The organism is Actinomadura barringtoniae (assembly GCF_017573505.1).
Taxonomy (GTDB): Bacteria; Actinomycetota; Actinomycetes; order Streptosporangiales; family Streptosporangiaceae; genus Spirillospora; species Spirillospora barringtoniae.
Genome location: NZ_JAGEOJ010000003.1, coordinates 98,840 through 115,049, shown reverse-complemented (window position 1 = coordinate 115,049; position 16,210 = coordinate 98,840). Strand labels below are relative to the sequence as shown.

The following is a 16,210-nucleotide window of genomic DNA, read 5'->3' as shown; positions in this document are numbered from 1 at the left end:
GGCACCTGGACCGCGGAGAGGCCGCCCGGACGATGTCCGAGCGGCCTCTGGCGTACCGAGAACGGTCAGCCGGTAGCGGCCGGTGCGGCCGGTGCGGCCGGAGCCGCGGGCGCACCGGGAGCCGCCGGAGCGGCGGGCGCCTGAGCGGCCGGAGCACCGGGCGCCGCGGGAGCCGCGGGCGCACCCGGGGCCGCCGGTGCGGCCGGAGCGCCCGGAGCCGCAGGCGCGGCCGGGGCACCGGCGGGTGCCAGGATGCGGCCGATGAGGTCCGCGACCTGCGGGCCGACGAGCGGGACCTGCTTGACGGTCTCGGTCACGGGCGCGAGCACGGGCTGCAGGATCCCGGAGACCATCGGGCCGACCGTCGGGTCCTTGGACAGCTCGACGAGCTTGGGCAGCTTGGCCAGCAGGCCGCCCACGTCCTTGGCGTCGATCTGCGCGACCAGCTGCGCGGCCTCAGGGTTGACCTTGGCCAGCGCCTCGATCTTGACGGCGTCCGGCTTGGCGGACTGGGCGGCATTGGCCGGGTCGGTGTCGGGCGCGTTCGGGTCGGCCGGAGCCACGGGCTCGGCCGGGCCCGCCGGCGTCGCGGTCAGCAGCTTGCCGATCAGGTCGGCCGCCTGGGCGCCGACGACCGGAACGGCCTTCACGGTGTCGACCGCCGGCTTCAGCACGGGTGTGAGCACGTCCTGGACCATCGGGCCGATCTTCGGGTCCTTGGACAGGTCCACGAGCTTGGGCAGCTTGGCCACCAGCCCGGGCACGTCCTTGGCGTCGATCTGGCCGACCAACTGGGCGGCCTCCGGGCTGACCTTGGCCAGCGCCTCGACCTTGGCGGCGTCGGGCTTGGCCGGGTCGGCGGGCGGCGGGTCCTGCTTGACGCCCTGCTTGTTCAGGATGTGGGCGGTCAGCCGGTCCAGCGTGTCGGTGATCGGCTTCTGCAGGTCCGCCGGGAAGTGCGTGATCAGCTGGGCCAGCGTCTGGCCCTTGATCATGTCGATCCCGGGCACCGCGGCCAGCGACGAGCCGACCATCGGCAGGTGCTGGATGACCTCGTTCAGCGTGAGGTCCTGCAGCTTCTTGCCCGCGCTCAGCTCCTGGATCAGGGCGTTCGGCGCGGGCTCGGCGAGCTTGGCGCCGAGCAGCACGGTCGCGACCCGCTCGGTGGCGGGCTTGCTCTGCGCCATCGGGTCGGCCGGCGTGCCCTGGTCGGCGGGCGTGCCCTGGTCGGCGGGCGCGTTCGGCTCCGCCGGGGCCATCGGGTCGCCGGGCTTGGCCGGGTCCATCGGCTTGGCGGGGTCGACGGGCCCGCTCTGGTCGCCGGGCGCGGCGGGCGCGTTCGGGTCCGCCGGGGCCATCGGGTCGCCGGGCTTGGCGGGATCGGCCGGTGCGCTCTGGTCGCCGGGCGCCGCGGGAGCGTTCTGGTCGCCGGGCGCGGCGGGCGCGTTCGGGTCGGCCGGGGCCATCGGGTCGCCGGGCTTGGCCGGGTCGACCGGCTCGGGCGGCGGCACGGGCTCGCGGGCCGCGGGCGGGGCCGCCTGGTCGGCGGCGGGTGCGGCCTGGTCGGCCGCGGGAGCGCCGGGCTTGGCCTGGTCTGCCGGTGCGTTCTGGTCGGCGGCGGGAGCGCCGGGCGCAGCGGGCGCCTCGGGTGCCGCCGGAGCCGCGGGCTCGGCCGGTGCGTCGGGCTTGGCCGGTGCGTCGGGCTTGGCCTGGTCTGCCGGAGCGCCGGGCGCCGCAGGAGCTGCCGGTTCGACCGGGGCCGCGGGCTCGGCCGGAGCCGCCGGTGCCGCCTCGGGAGCCGGAGCCTGGTCGGTGCCGGGCTCGCTGGGCGGCGGGCAGGTCTTGGTGGCCGTACGGGCGCCCTGCTGCTGCGGCAGCTTGACCGGCGGGCACGCCAGCCGGGACGTGCTATGTCCGTGGTGCCCGGGTTTGTGATCCGCGAGCGCCGGGCCGGAGCCAAAGGCGATCACGGCAGCGGCACCTAGGCCCGCGGTGAGGACCCCTATCGGCAGTCGTGCGTTCATCGTGTTCTCTTCCCCCTGGATGACACTCTCTGCGATCGAATGACCACATCGTGTGATCACCTGCCCTGGTGATCAAGGGGGTAAGCGAGATCGTCAGCAAAGGGGGCGACTATGGACGGTAACCATGCAGGTCAGCGGCGTCCCCGGCGTACCCGCAGGTAGTCACTGACCACGTATTCGCCCAGTTTCTCGGCGTCCGGGGCGAACACCCGCCCGCCGTTGCGCCGGGCGACCTCTTCGACGAACGACACCAAGCGACGGTCCTCGGCCAGCATGAAGACGTTCAAGGACGCGCCGCGCCGGGTCATCTTGTCGACCTCGGCCATGGTCAGCACGAGCGTGTCCGGCGAGGGCGGGTAGTCGAACACCGATCGCCCGTCCGAGCGCAGGTGCGCGGTCGGCTCGCCGTCGGTGACCACCAGCACGATCGGCTCGAAGTCGGGGTGCCGGTCCAGGTGGCGGCCCGCGATCAGCAGCGCGTGGTGCAGGTTGGTGCCCTGGACCATGTCCCAGTCCAGGCCCGCCATCTCGGTCGGGTGCAGCGTCCTGGCGTAGTTGGAGAACCCGATGATCTGGATCGCGTCCTGCGGGTACTTGCTGGTCACCAGCGTGTGCAGCGCGAGCGTGGTCTGCTTGGCCGCCGCCCACGTGCCGCGCAGCACCATGGAATAGGACAGGTCCACCAGCAGGCAGACCGCCGCCGCCGAACGCCGCTCGGTCTCCTGCACCTCGAAGTCGTCGACGCTGAGCCGCACGCCGTTCGCCCTGGGCCGCGAGACGTCGGAGCCGCCGGAGGCACCGGGCGAGTCGGGCACGACCGTCAGGCCCTCGGCCTCGCCGGTGCGCGGCAGGTCCATCACGCCGCGGTGGATCGCGTTGGTGACCGTACGGACGACGTCGAGCGGCTGCTCGTCGCCGAACCGCCACTCGCGGGTCGAGCCGGTGAGCTCGCCCGCCTGGCCCGCGTCCCGCTGATCGTGGTCGCCGCGCCGCCCGGCCTCCAGCTGCGAGAAGACCCGGCGCAGCGCCGTCTCGCCCAGCCGCCGTACGGCCTTGGGCGTGAGCTCCAGCTTGCCGCGGTTGCGCTGCAGGTAGCCCTGGCGCTCCAGCTCCTTCTCGATCCGGCGCAGCTCCGCCAGATCGTCGACCGCCTGGCGGCCGAGGGCGCGCTGCACGGCCTCCTCGTCGATGTCGTCCATCCGCGCACCCGGGTAGTCCTGCCCGAGCGCCGCCTCCAGCTCGGCCAGGTCCGCCAGCTCGGCGAGCGCGGTCGTCGCGTCGCCCATGCCGAGCGGATCCTCGCCGGTCATCCGCTCCTGGCCGCCCCAGCCGAGGTCGGGCCGCCGAGACCGCAGCGCGTCGCCGAGCCGCGACATCTCCATCGCCAGGCCCGCGTCCTGCAGCGCCTGCTCCATCAGCCCGGCCAGCTCATCGCGCTGCTCGGGGCTGAGCGAGGACAGCAGCCGTTCCATCGCGGCGGCACGGCGGGCGAGCGAGTCGACCAGCTCTTCCAGATTCTGCGGCTGGTCGGGGAAGAAGTCCCCGTACTCGCCCATGAAGCGGTCGAAGTCCTCCTGGGTGTGCTCGCCGCGCGCGTCCTTGTCGAGCATCTCGTTGAGCGCGGCCATCATGTCCTTGACCCGCTCCATCGCCTGCGGGTCCTGGTTCTGAAGGGCCTGCTTCATCCCCTGGAACTGGGAGTCGAGCACCTCGCGGCGCAGCATGTCCTTCAGCCGTTCGAACGTCTCGCGCGCCGCGGGGGAGCGCCAGTCGTAGTCCGACAGCCGCCGGATCGCCTGCGAGGTGTCGTTCGGCAGCGTGTCCAGCTCGGCCTCGCGCAGCCGGGCGTCGTCGCTCGGGTCCGGGAACAGCTCCGCGCGCTCCTGCCCGATCGCGGTGTCCAGCAGCGCCCGCGCCTCCTCCAGCGTGCCGTCCATCCGGCCGCGCTCGCGCAGCTCCCGGCGCCGCTCGCGCACCTGCCGCAGCAGGTCGTCCAGGCCGCGGCGCTGGTCGGCGCCGGGCAGCCCGCGGCGCAGCAACTCGCGCAGCGCGTCGTCGGGGCGGGTGCCGTCCAGCACCGAGTCGCCCATGGCGTCCAGGGCGTCCCGGACGTCGTACGGCGGGGCGAGCGGGTCGGGCCCATCGTGATAGGCCCCGTACTGATACCGACTCATCGAAGGCCCCTAACTCTTCCCGGTGGCCGCGGGTCGCGCGGCCGCGGGGCTCACGTCCTGTAGGTGGCGGTGCCGTCGCCCGGGGCGGACGAGGTGTCCTTGGACAGGCGGCGGGTGAGGAACAGGCCCTCCAGGGCGAACTCCAGAGCGGCCGCGGCCTGGCCGGGCGACTCCCCGGTCATGTCCAGCCGTTCCATGATCTTGGCGAGGCCGGGCACGGGCCCGATCCGGCGCAGCAGCTCGGCCGAGGGGACCAGCTCGCCCGACTCGACGATCTCGCCCGCGTCGAACTTGTCCAGCAGGCCGGTGAGGTCGGCGGAGCCGAGCGTGCGCCGGTAGGTCTCGGCGACGGCGCGGCGCAGCAGGTGCTCCAGCACCTCCTGCTCGCGGCCCTCCTCGCTGACCTCGAACTCCACCTTGCCCATGAGGGTCGGCACCACGGCGGGCAGGTCGCAGACCCGCGCCACCGGCTGGTCCTCGCCGGCGAGGGCGGCGCGGCGCACCGCGCCCGCGGCGATGGTCTCGGTGCCGGCGAGCGCGAACCGCGCGGAGACGCCGGAACGCGAGTCGACCGCGGTGGACTCGCGGGTCAGCCGGGTGAAGCGCGCCATCACCTCGAGCAGGTGCTCGGGCACCTCGGCCTGGAGGTCCTCCAGCTCGGCCTCCTGCCGGATGAGATCGAGCTCGGACGCCAGGTCCAGCGGGTAGTGGGTACGGATCTCCGCGCCGAAGCGGTCCTTCAGCGGGGTGATGATCCGGCCGCGGTTGGTGTAGTCCTCGGGGTTGGCGCTGGCGACCAGCAGCACGTCCAGCGGCAGCCGCAGCGCGTAGCCGCGGATCTGCACGTCGCGCTCCTCCAGCACGTTCAGCAGCGCGACCTGGATCCGCTCGGCGAGGTCGGGCAGCTCGTTGATGGAGAAGACGCCGCGGTTGGTGCGCGGGACCAGCCCGAAGTGGACGGTCTCGGGGTCGCCCAGCGTGCGGCCCTCGGCCACCTTGATCGGGTCGACGTCGCCGATCAGGTCGCCGACGCTGGTGTCGGGGGTGGCGAGCTTCTCGCCGTAACGGTCCTCGCGGTGCAGCCAGGACACCGGCAGCTCGTCGCCGAGCTCGCCGGCCAGCCGGCGGCAGCGCACGCAGACGGGTTCGTAGGGATGGTCGTTGATCTCGCAGCCGGCGACGACGGGGGTCCACTCGTCCAGCAGCGTGGCCAGCGTGCGGATCAGCCGGGTCTTGCCCTGCCCGCGCTCGCCCAGCAGCACCAGGTCGTGCCCGGCCAGCAGCGCGCGCTCCAGATGGGGGAGCACGGTGTCGTCGAAACCGACGATCCCGGGGAAGCGCGGCTCGCCCGATCTCAACCGGACCAGCAGGTTGTGCCTTATTTCGGCCTTCACCGATCGCTGGACGTGTCCGCTGGTGCGGAGCTCGCCCAGTGTGGTCTCGCGAGGTGTGGATTCACGCACGCGATCGACATTACGTCGCCGGTTCCCCGAATCGCACCCCGGGCTGAGGATTCCTCCATGAGAGGAATCCACCGGTATCAGGGATCCTCTACCGGTCCGAAGCCGGTCGGAGCCCGGTATTTGGGTCACGGGAGCGCAACAGGGAGACTGAGAGCGTGACCCGTTCAGGTGGACAGCCCGAAGGAGGGGAGGCCGATGGCGCGCTTCGGTGACGGCCTGGCCCTCGGACCCGATCTTGTCAGCGCCGCCGAGTCCGCGGTGGGGAAGGCGCTGGCTCCCCTCGACGCCCCGGCCGACCTGGTCTGCGTCTTCGTGAACGCCGACCGCCCCGAGGACGTCGAGGACGCGGCCCGCCGCGCGATGGCGATGGCGGGCGACGCGGTGGTGCTGGGCTGCAGCGCGGCCGGCGTGATCGCCGGCGACCACGGGGTGGAGGAGTCCTCGGCGGTGAGCGCCTGGGCGGCGGTGCTGCCCGGCGCGCGGCTGGAGCCGTTCCGCCTCGACACCCTGAAGGCCGAGGACCGCCTGATCGTGGTCGGCATGCCCGAGGGGCAGGACGACGACGTGGTCGGCGTGCTGCTGACCGACCCCTACACCTTCCCGGTCGACGCGTTCGTCGAACGGTCCGCCGACGCGATGCCGGGCCTGCCGCTGGTCGGCGGGATGGCGGGCGGCGAGGGCCGCGGCACGACGCGGGTGTTCCTCGACGGCGAGGTGTACGACTCCGGCGCGGTCGGCGTGGTCATCGGCGGCTCGGTCGCGGCGGCCACGGTGGTGAGCCAGGGCGCCCGCCCGATCGGCCCCGACATGGTGGTGACCAAGGCCGACGACAACGTGCTGTACGAGCTGGCGGGCACGCCCGCGCTCGACAAGCTGGAGCAGGTCGTGCTGGCGCTGCCCGAGGACGAGCAGGAGCTGGCCGGGCGCGGGCTGCTGATCGGCGTCGCGATGGACGAGTACGCCGACGAGCACGAGCACGGCGACTTCCTGGTCCGCGGCGTGGTCGGCGCCGACACCGACAGCGGCGCGATCGCGATCGGCGACGTGGTCGAGGTCGGCCGCACCGTGCGCTTCCAGGTGCGCGACGCGGGCGCCGCCGACGAGGACCTGGCCGAGCTGCTCGAACGCTTCGACCTGGACCCGGTCGAGGGCGCGCTGCTGTTCTCCTGCGACGGGCGCGGCCGGGCGATGTTCCCCGACTCCGACCACGACGCGCAGATCCTGCAGCGCACGTTCGGCGACGCCGGCGTCGGCGGCTTCTTCGCGTCGGGCGAGATCGGCCCGGTCGCGGGCCGCAACCATGTGCACGGCTTCACCGCATCGATCCTCGCGTTCGGCCCGGCCGGCGTGGGACATGCGGGAGCCGACCATGACTGACGACAGAACCGCCGGTGGGGGGCCGACCCCCCACACCCCCCGGGTCGGCTCCGCCGACGACATATTGGCGGTGGACATCGGCGGGACCAAGCTCGCCGTCGCGGTGGTCGAGCCGGGCGGGCGGGTCGCCGCCTACGACCGGATCGAGACGCCGGGCGGGCTGGACGCCGAGGGGCTCTGGCGGACGCTGGAGTCGCTGATGGACAAGACCGTCGCCGACTCGGGAACGACGTCGCTCGGTGGCGTGGGCGTCGGCTGCGGCGGGCCGATGACCTGGCCCGAAGCCGAGGTGTCGCCGCTCAACATCCCGGCCTGGCGCGACTTCCCGCTGCGCGACCGCCTGCGCGCGCGGTACGCGGGCCTGCCCGTACGGGTGCACAACGACGCGGTCTGCGTGGCGGTCGGCGAGCACTGGCGCGGCGCGGGCCGGGGCCGCGACAACGTGCTGGGCATGGTCGTGTCCACCGGCGTCGGCGGCGGGCTCGTCCTGGACGGCCACCTGATCGACGGCGCCAGCGGCAACGCGGGCCACATCGGCCATGTCGTCGTGGACCCGGAGGGGCCGCCGTGCAAGTGCGGCGGCCGCGGCTGCCTGGAGGCGATCGCACGCGGGCCCGGCCTGGTCGAGTGGGCCCAGGAGCAGGGCTGGCGGCCCGAGCAGCGCGACGTCACCGGCGTCGATCTCGCGGGCGACGCGCGGCGCGGCCATCCGATCGCCGAGTCGGCGATGCGGCGGGCGGGCCGCGCGCTCGGCATCGCGATCGCCTCGGCGACGCACCTGTGCGATCTGGAGGTGGCGGCGATCGGCGGCGGCCTGTCGCAGGCGGGCGCGATGCTCTTCGACCCGCTGGAGGAGGCGTTCCGCACCCACGCGCGGATGGAGTTCGCACGCCAGGTCCAGGTCGTTCCGGCGGCGCTCGGGCAGACCTCCGGCCTCATCGGCGCCGCCGCCCTGGTAGTCGCCGGTGACCGCTACTGGAACGCCGACTGAGCATCACACGCCGATCTTGCTCTCAGCGCCCTTTCCGCGCCCCCGAACGGGCGCTGAGAGCAAGATCGGCGTAGGGGGCGCCGGGGGCATGGCGGGGCATGGCAGGATCAAGGGATGGACCTCGTCACCGTCGATGAGATCCGCGCGGCCCAGGAGCTGCTGCGCGGAGTGATCGCCCCCACTCCGCTGATCCACTCTCGGGCGCTCTCCGAGATCGTCGGCGGACCGGTCTATCTGAAGTGCGAGAACCTGCAGCGCACCGGCTCGTTCAAGATCCGCGGCGCGTACGTGCGGATCGCCCGGCTGAGCGACGCCGAGCGGGCGCGCGGCGTCGTCGCGGCGAGCGCCGGCAACCACGCGCAGGGCGTCGCGCTCGCCGCCGCCTCGCTCGGCTGCAAGGCGACCGTGTTCATGCCGGTCGGCGCCCCGCTGCCCAAGATCGCCGCCACCAGGGGCTACGGCGCCGACGTGATGTTCCCCGGCGCGACCGTCGACGAGTGCCTGGTGGCCGCGCAGGAGCACGCCGAGGAGACCGGCGCCGTCTTCATCCACCCGTTCGACCACCCGGACGTGGTCGCCGGGCAGGGCACGATCGGCCTGGAGATCATGGAGGACCTGCCCGACGTCCGCACGGTCGTCGGCGGCGTCGGCGGCGGCGGGCTGATCTCCGGCGTCGCCACCGCCGTGCAGGGCGTCGCTCGCGAACGCGGCGGGCCCGACGTCAAGGTGGTCGGCGCGCAGGCCAAGCGCGCCGCCGCGTTCCCGCCGTCGCTGGCGGCCGGGCGCCCGGTGCGGGTGGACTGCCAGCCGACGATGGCCGACGGGATCTCGGTCGGCCGGCCGGGCGATCTCACGTTCGAGCTGGTGAACGAGCTGGTCGACGCCGTGGTCACGGTGACCGAGGAGTCGATCTCGCAGGCGCTGCTGCTCTGCCTCGAGCGCGCCAAGCTGGTCGTGGAGGCGGCGGGCGCGGCGGGCGTCGCGGCGCTGCTGGAGCACTCGTACGCGGTCCGCACGCCGGTGGTCGCGCTGCTGTCGGGCGGCAACATCGACCCGCTGCTGCTGTCGAAGGTGCTGCGGCACGGCCTCGCCGGCGCCGGGCGCTACATGGTCGTGCGCTGCCGCCTGAAGGACCGGCCGGGCGCCCTGGTCACGCTGCTGAGCGAGTTGGCCGAACTCGGGGTGAACGTGCTGGACGTGATGCACGAGCGCATCGCCGCGCGCCTCCCGGTCGAGGAGGCCGAGGTGCTGCTGCACCTGGAGACGCGCGGCACCGATCACGGCGAGGAGGTCCTCGGCCGCCTGCGCGCCGAGGGCTACACCCTCTCCATCAGCTGAACCCACGCCGATCTTGCTCTCAGCGCCCTTCCGCGGTGCGTTTGAGGGCGCTGAGAGCAAGATCGGCGAGGTTATCGGGAGGCGGCGCGCTTGTACTGGCGTACGGCCAGGTAGCCGAAGCCGAGCGTGAGGCCGACGCACCAGGCGAGGGCCTGCCAGATCGCCGGGGTCACCGGGAAGTGCGGCGGGCCGATGAACAGGCCGCGGCACGCGTTCACGATGATCGACACCGGGTTGACCTTGGCCCATGCCTGCAGCCAGCCCGGCATGCTCTGGACCGGCACGAACGCGTTGCTGGTGAACGTCAGCGGGAACAGCCACACCATGCCGGCGACGTTGGCGGTCTCGGCGTTCGGCACCATGAGCCCGATCCACGCGCCGATCGAGCCGAACGCCAGCACGGTCAGTGCCAGGACGCCGATGCCGCCGAGCGCGCCGAGGAAACCGTTGCTGAACCGGAAGCCGACCAGCAGGCCGATGCCGATCATGACGAGGGCGACGAACAGGTTGCGGATGAGGTCGGAGCTCATCCGGCCGACCAGCACCGCCGACCGTGCCATCGGCAGCGCGCGGAACCGGTCGATCAGGCCCTTCTGCAGGTCGTCGGCGATGCCGGTGGAGATGCCCGCGGTCGCGAACGTCATCGACTGGGCGAAGATGCCGACCATCATGTACTGCACGTAGTCGATGCCCGGCGGGACCTTCACCGCCTCGCCGAACACGTACCGGAACAGCAGCACGAACATGATCGGCTGGATCAGCGAGAAGAAGAACATCTCGGGGATCCGCGGGATCTGCCTGAGATGACGCTTGGTCATCTCCCAGCTGTCGCTGATGACGTACTGCGCGGCGGTCACTGCTCGTCCTGCCCTTCTTCGGCTTTGCGGCCGGTGAGGGCCAGGAACACCTCGTCCAGCGTGGGGCGCCGCAGCCCGACGTCCTGGGCCTCGATGCCGACGCCGTCGAGCGCGTTCACGATGCCGACCAGGCTGCGGGCGCCGCCCGACACCGGCGCCGAGATCGTGTGGGTCTCCTGGTCGATCTCCGGGGTGTTGCCGGTGACGTCCAGGACCGCCGACGACGCCTTGGGGATCATCGCCTGCTCGGCGACGCGGAACTGGATCCGTTCGCCGCCGACCTGCGACTTCAGCTGGTCGGAGGTGCCCTTGGCGATGACGTGGCCGTGATCGATGATGACGATCTCGTCGGCGAGCGCGTCGGCCTCTTCGAGGTACTGCGTGGTGAGGAGGAGGGACGCGCCGCCCCTGACCAGGTCGCGGATGACGTCCCACATGCCCAGGCGGCTGCGCGGGTCGAGGCCCGTGGTCGGCTCGTCCAGGAAGATGATCTCCGGGCGGATGACGAGGCTGGCCGCCAGGTCCAGGCGCCGCCGCATGCCGCCGGAGTAGGTCTTGGCCGTACGGTCGGCGGCGTCGGTGAGGCTGAAGCGCTCCAGCAGCTCGTTCGCCCGGCGCTTCGCCTCCTTGGCGCCCAGGTGGTAGAGCCGCCCGAACATGTCGAGGTTCTCGCGGCCGGTCAGGTACTCGTCGACCGCCGCGTACTGCCCGGAGACGCCCATGATCTTGCGGACCGACTCGGCCTCGCGGACCACGTCGTACCCGCCGACCGTCGCGTACCCGCTGTCGGGCGTGAGCAGGGTGGTGAGCATGCGGACGGTGGTGGTCTTGCCCGCGCCGTTCGGGCCCAGCACGCCGAGGACGGTGCCGCGCGGGAGAACCAGGTCCACCCCGTTCACGGCCTTGACCTTGCCGAAGTGCTTGACGAGGCCCTCGGCCACGATGACGTTGTCGGTCACTCTATGATCCCCCTCACGGGGTAATCATAGAGTGACCGATCAGTTGCCGTACGTTAATCGCCGCGGGTTAGAGGGTGGGCTTGCCCTCGGTGTAGAGCCACTTGGTGAGCAGCGGCCGCACGTTCTTACCGGAGATCTTCGACGCGAAGCGGATGAAGTCCTCGGTGCTGGCGTTGCCGTAGCGGTGCGCGGCCGGCCAGGCCTTCAGCAGGCGGAAGAACGCCTTGTCGCCGATGGACTTGCGCAGCGCGTGGATCGTCATCGCCCCGCGGTCGTACACCAGGCCGTCGAAGATGTGGTCGCGGCCCGGGTTGGCGACCTTGCCCTTCCACAGGTCGTCGGTGGCGGGCGTCGCGTAGGTGTCGTCGAAGCTCTTCTGCACCGGCTTGCCGGTGTACTTCTCGAAGTAGAGCCACTCGGAGTAGGTCGCGAAGCCTTCGTTCAGCCAGATGTCGGCCCACTTCTTGGGCGACACCTCGTCGCCGAACCACTGGTGGCCGAGCTCGTGCGCGAGCAGGTCACCCCGCGGGATGGTCCCGAGGTGCTTGCTCAGGTCGTAGGTCGGACGTGCCTGGGTCTCCAGCGCGTAGCCCAGGTTGGCCTTCACCGTCACGCCGCCGGTCGAGCTGTAGGGCCACCTGCCGTAGATCTTGGACTCGAAGGCCACGATGTCGGCGGTCTGTGCGTTGAACTGCTTGGCCAGGGCCGGCGAGATGCCGAGCGCCTTGTCGGTGAACGTGAGGTTCGGCAGCCCGGACTTGGTCCGGGTCTTCACCATGTCGTACTTGCCGACCGCGAGCAGGGTCAGCTCACTGGCCGACGGCTGGCGCATGGCCCAGCGCGTGGTCGTGAACCCGCCCTTGCTCTTCTTGCCCAGGAAGTCACCGCCGGCGAGGGTGGTGAGGTTGCTGGGCGCGGTGAGCGTGTAGGTGTAGGTCGCCTTGTCGCGCGGGGTGTCGTTCACCGGGTAGACCGTGGCGGCGCCGATCGGCTGGTTCTGCATGATGCCGCCGTCGGGCGTCGGGGCCCAGCCGGAGACGCCGAGCGCCGGGTCGTTGATGGTCTTCGGCACGCCGGCGTAGGCGACCCGCACGGTGAAGCGGCTGTTCTTGCGCAGCCCCTTCGGCGGGGTGATGACCAGCTCCTGGGCGCCGGTGCGCTTCCAGCGGGCCTTCTTGCCGTTCACCTTCAGCGAGGAGATCTTCAGCGGGCCCAGGAAGTCCAGGTCGAAGCGCGACAGGTTCTGCGTCGCGCGCGCGTTGATCGTGGTGACCGCCTGGATGCCCTTGGTCTTGGGCAGGTAGCGCAGCGCGATGTCGTAGTGGGCGACGTCGTAACCGCCGTTGCCCATGTCGGGGAAGTACGGGTCGCCGGAGCCGGGCGAGCCGGGCGTGAAGCGGGGCTTGGCTGCGACGGCGGCGTCGGCGGGAAGCGCGGAAACGATCAGGCCCGCGGAGGCGGTCAGCGCCACGGCGGCCAGGATTGTGGGGGATTTACTCATGAACCTCGTCCTTGAAGCGACGTCACTTCCGCCCCAAGAATTTCGGTGATCATTCCGTGAGGCAAGCGCGATCAGATCTCAATTCGGCTAGATTCGGCCAGTTCAGGCCAGCTATCGCGGATGGTCCGAGATTCACTTCAGGTCCGGCTTGCCCGGTGTGTACAGCCAGGTCTCGAACAACCGGTCGAGCTTCTGACCCGAGATCCGCGCGGCGAGCGCACGGAAGTCGGCGGTCGTGGCGTTGCCCTGCGCGTGCTCGGCGGGCCAGGCGCGCAGGATCTTGAAGAACTTCTCGTCGCCGACCGTCGTGCGCAGCATGTGCAGCAGCATCGCGCCGCGCGAGTAGGTCGGGAAGAACTCGAAGAGCGCGTCGTGCCCGGGGTCGCCGGTGCGCTGCCGCCAGGCCGGCGAGTCGGCCGGCTCCTTGTAGGCCTCGGCGAACTGGCGCGCGGCCGAACGCCCGCCGTGCTGCTCGCTCCACAGCCACTCGGCGTACGTGGCGAACCCCTCGTTCAGCCAGATGTCGCGCCAGCTCTTCAGGCTCACGCTGTCGCCGAACCACTGGTGCGCCAGCTCGTGCACGATCAGCTTGGTGTCCGCGCCGCCCGGGTAGGTCGGCCGGTTCTGCGTCTCCAGCGCGTACCCGACCGGCGCGTCGTCGACCACGCCGCCCGAGGAGCCGAACGGGAACGGGCCGAAGATCCCCGCCTCCCAGTCGGTCACCTCGCCGGTCGTGCGCTGCAGCCACTCGCCGTCGGGCGTCACGGCCGGGTCGACGGCGGTGATGACGCGGACGCCGCCCGGGGACCTGCCGTCGGTCACCTCGAACCGGCCGATCGCCACCAGCGCCAGGTAGGTCGCCATCTGGCGGTCGCTGTGCCAGCGGAACGTGGTCTCGCGGCCGCCCGTGCTGGTCCCGTCGGGCTCGCCGTTGGCGACCACGTCAAGGCCGTTGGGGACCTTGATGGCGTACGAGAAGGTGGCCTTGTCGGCGGGATGGTCGTTCACCGGGAACCACGAGGCCGAGCCGAACGGCTGCGACAGCGTGATCGCGCCGTCCTCGGTGGTGATCCAGCCGGTCTGGCCGAGCACCGGGTCGCGCAGCTCGGGCGGCGTCCCCGCGTACGTCACCGCGACCGTGAAGCGCGCGCCCTTCCGGAGGCCCGCGCGCGGTGTGACCACCAGCTCCTGGCCGTCGCGGGAGAACGTGGCGCGGACGTTGTCGACGGTCACCGACCGCACCTTGTTGCCGAGGAAGTCCAGGTCGAAGCGGGACAGGTCCTGCGTCGCGGTGGCGGTGATCCGCGTCGTGCCCTGGATGCGGCGCTCGGCGGGCGCGTAGGCGAGGGCGATGTCGTAGTGCGCGACGTCGAAGCCGCCGTTCCCCGCCTTGGGGAAGTAGGGGTCGCCGACGCCCGCCGCGCCCGGCTTGAACAGGCCGGGCGCGGGTCCCGGCTGCGTGCGCCGCGTGCGCTGAGTGCGCGGTGCGGGTGGTGCGGCGGGTGGTGCGGTGAGCGCCGTCGGCGCGGCGGCGGCCGGGGCGGCGCCCGCCGGGGCGGTGGCGGACGCGGCCGCCACCGCCGGTGCCAGGAGCAGGGCGGCCGTCCGGCGCGCCGAAGGCTTGATCACCACTTCTTGGGCTTGCCCTTCGAGTAGAGCCAGGCCTTGAACAGCCCGTCCAGCTGCTTGTGGGAGATCTTCTCGGCGTGCGCGATGAAGTCCGGCGTGGCCGCGTTGCCGTTGCGGCGGCTGGACGCCCAGGTCTTCAGGATCTGGAAGAACGCCTTGTCGCCGACCTTGGTGCGCAGCGCCTGCAGGCACATCGCGCCCCGGATGTAGACCGAGAAGCTGAACAGGTCGGCACGGCCGGGCTTGCCGGGCGGCGGGTTGAAGATGGGCGACGCGCTCGGCTGCCGGTAGTACCGCTTGTAGATCTTCTTGGCCGAGTCCTTCTTGCCGCGCTCGTGCCACAGCCACTCGGCGTAGGTCGCGAAGCCCTCGTTCAGCCAGATGTCCGGCCAGCTCTTCAGGCTCACGCTGTCGCCGAACCACTGGTGCGCCAGCTCGTGCACGATGAAGTCGTCGTCGGGCGCGAAGCCCGCGTAGACCGGCCGCTCCTGGGTCTCCAGCGCGTAGTCCAGCTTCGGGTCGTCGACGATGCCGCCGGTCGTGGCGAACGGGTAGGGGCCGAACATCTTCGACTCCCACGCGACGGCCTTGATCGTGGTCTTCTGCAGCGCCGCCGCCGACTTCTTGAAGCGCGGGTCCACGGCCGTGATGACCGGGATGTTCCCGACCTTTCCGCGCCGCACGTCGAACTTGCCGATCGCGACCGTCGCCAGGTACGGAGCCATCGGCGACTCCTCCGACCACTGGTAGGTCGTGGTCTTGCCCTGCTTGGTCGTCGGGCCCGGCGTCCCGTTGGCGAGCGCCTGCAGGTCGCTCGGCACGGTGAGCCGGTAGGAGTAGGTCGCCTTGTCGCTCGGGTGGTCGTTCACCGGCAGCCAGGTGGGCGCGCCGTCCGGCTCGGCGACGACGACCGCGCCGTCCTTGGAGGGCACCCAGCCGTAGGTGCCGAGCGAGTTGTTGCGCACCGGCCCCGGCTTGCCCGCGTAGGTGACGACCGTGGTGAACGTCGCGCCGGCCGGCAGCGACGTGGCTGGCGTGACGGTCAGCTCCTGGCCCTTGCGGCCGTACGTGGCGGGCTCGCCGTCGACGGTGATCCTGGTGACCTTCGGGCCGCGGAAGTCGAGGTTGAAGCGGGACAGCTGCTGCGTCGCCTTGGCGGTGATGGTCACCGTCGCGTCGACCGTGCCCTTGCTGCGGCCCGCGTACGCCAGCGCGATGTCGTAGTGCCCGACGTCGTAGCCGCCGTTGCCCGCGTTCGCGAAGTAGGGGTCGCCGACGCCCGGGGCGCCGGGCTTACCGGCGTTCGGCGTGGTCTTGACCGGCGCCTTGGTGGTGGGCGGGTCGCAGCCGTCCAGCGCGGTGCTCTGGCCGGGCGGCGTCTCGCCGGTCGTCGCCGGTGGCGCGGGGGTGGGGCTCGCGGCGGCCTCGGGCGGCGGCACGGCCATCCGGCGGAAGAGCCGCTGGCCGGTGGGCGGCGGCTCGGGCCAGGTCCCGTCCCCGTCGGAGTCCGGCGAGGACTCCTGCGCGCCAGATCCGGAAAGCGCGGGAGGCGCGGGAGGCATCGCGGCGGTCGGCGGCGTCGGCAGGGCGGCACCCGGAGGCGCCGCGGGCGTGCCCGGGACCGCCAGATCGCCCGGTGCGGCCGGATCGGCCGGGGGCGGGGGGACAGGGGCGGGGGATGCCGGGGACGGGCAGGGATCGGCCGTCCGCACCTCGCCAGGCCCCGCCGTGGCGGCCTCGCCGTTCATCGATACGAGCACGACGGCGGCGGTGGCCACCGCGGTCATGCGTCCCAGAGACCCGTTCATCGGGCCCACACTGCTGGGCGGCCTCGCCCGGCGTCGCGTCACTTGCCCGGGCTTTCCCGACCCCTTGCCCGCCGTTCACCCCGAACGGA

Annotated in this window: 11 protein-coding genes; 3 read left to right on the top strand and 8 right to left on the bottom strand. The window is 72.2% G+C overall.

All coding sequences use genetic code 11. From position 1 onward, the window contains the following. Nucleotides 1–65: 65 nt before the first annotated feature. From J4573_RS53730 to J4573_RS07525, 3 genes are all read right to left on the bottom strand, one after another. On the bottom strand, nucleotides 66–2,024 hold the full coding sequence (locus tag J4573_RS53730; protein WP_243772645.1) for a hypothetical protein: 1,959 nt from the start codon (nucleotides 2,022–2,024) through the stop codon (nucleotides 66–68). Nucleotides 2,025–2,155: 131 nt separating this feature from the next. Continuing rightward, nucleotides 2,156–4,198, bottom strand: coding sequence for a vWA domain-containing protein (locus tag J4573_RS07530; RefSeq protein WP_208254555.1), 2,043 nt, complete (start codon nucleotides 4,196–4,198; stop codon nucleotides 2,156–2,158). Nucleotides 4,199–4,248: 50 nt separating this feature from the next. After that, nucleotides 4,249–5,661 carry a sigma 54-interacting transcriptional regulator gene (locus J4573_RS07525; protein ID WP_208254554.1) on the bottom strand — a complete coding sequence of 471 codons (1,413 nt, stop codon included), beginning with the start codon at nucleotides 5,659–5,661 and terminating at the stop codon, nucleotides 4,249–4,251. A gap of 195 nt (nucleotides 5,662–5,856) precedes the next feature. Here J4573_RS07525 and J4573_RS07520 point away from each other — a divergent pair, with 195 nt between their 5' ends. From J4573_RS07520 to ilvA, 3 genes are all read left to right on the top strand, one after another. Beyond that, nucleotides 5,857–7,038, top strand: a complete 1,182-nt coding sequence (locus J4573_RS07520; protein WP_208254553.1) for an FIST signal transduction protein — start codon at nucleotides 5,857–5,859, stop codon at nucleotides 7,036–7,038. Beyond that, nucleotides 7,031–8,029, top strand: coding sequence for an ROK family protein (locus J4573_RS07515; protein WP_208254552.1), 999 nt, complete (start codon nucleotides 7,031–7,033; stop codon nucleotides 8,027–8,029). The genes J4573_RS07520 and J4573_RS07515 overlap by 8 nt, the downstream gene beginning before the upstream one ends. Before the next feature lie 114 nt (nucleotides 8,030–8,143). After that, nucleotides 8,144–9,367 (top strand): threonine ammonia-lyase, encoded by a 1,224-nt coding sequence (gene ilvA / locus J4573_RS07510; RefSeq protein ID WP_208254551.1) that lies wholly within the window; start codon nucleotides 8,144–8,146, stop codon nucleotides 9,365–9,367. A gap of 71 nt (nucleotides 9,368–9,438) precedes the next feature. Here ilvA and J4573_RS07505 read toward each other — a convergent pair whose 3' ends face one another. From J4573_RS07505 to J4573_RS07485, 5 genes are all read right to left on the bottom strand, one after another. Then, a complete protein-coding gene (locus J4573_RS07505) occupies nucleotides 9,439–10,224 on the bottom strand; it encodes an ABC transporter permease (protein ID WP_208254550.1) in 786 nt (261 codons plus the stop codon). Further along, on the bottom strand, nucleotides 10,221–11,183 hold the full coding sequence (locus J4573_RS07500) for an ATP-binding cassette domain-containing protein (protein ID WP_208254549.1): 963 nt from the start codon (nucleotides 11,181–11,183) through the stop codon (nucleotides 10,221–10,223). Before J4573_RS07500 ends, J4573_RS07505 begins: the two co-directional genes overlap by 4 nt. A 67-nt stretch (nucleotides 11,184–11,250) precedes the next feature. Then, a complete protein-coding gene (locus J4573_RS07495) occupies nucleotides 11,251–12,684 on the bottom strand; it encodes a M1 family metallopeptidase (protein WP_208254548.1) in 1,434 nt (477 codons plus the stop codon). Between the two features lie 132 nt (nucleotides 12,685–12,816). After that, a complete protein-coding gene (locus J4573_RS07490; RefSeq protein WP_307796535.1) occupies nucleotides 12,817–14,313 on the bottom strand; it encodes a M1 family metallopeptidase in 1,497 nt (498 codons plus the stop codon). Further along, nucleotides 14,310–16,121, bottom strand: coding sequence for a M1 family metallopeptidase (locus J4573_RS07485; protein WP_243772644.1), 1,812 nt, complete (start codon nucleotides 16,119–16,121; stop codon nucleotides 14,310–14,312). Before J4573_RS07485 ends, J4573_RS07490 begins: the two co-directional genes overlap by 4 nt. Nucleotides 16,122–16,210 lie beyond the last annotated feature (89 nt).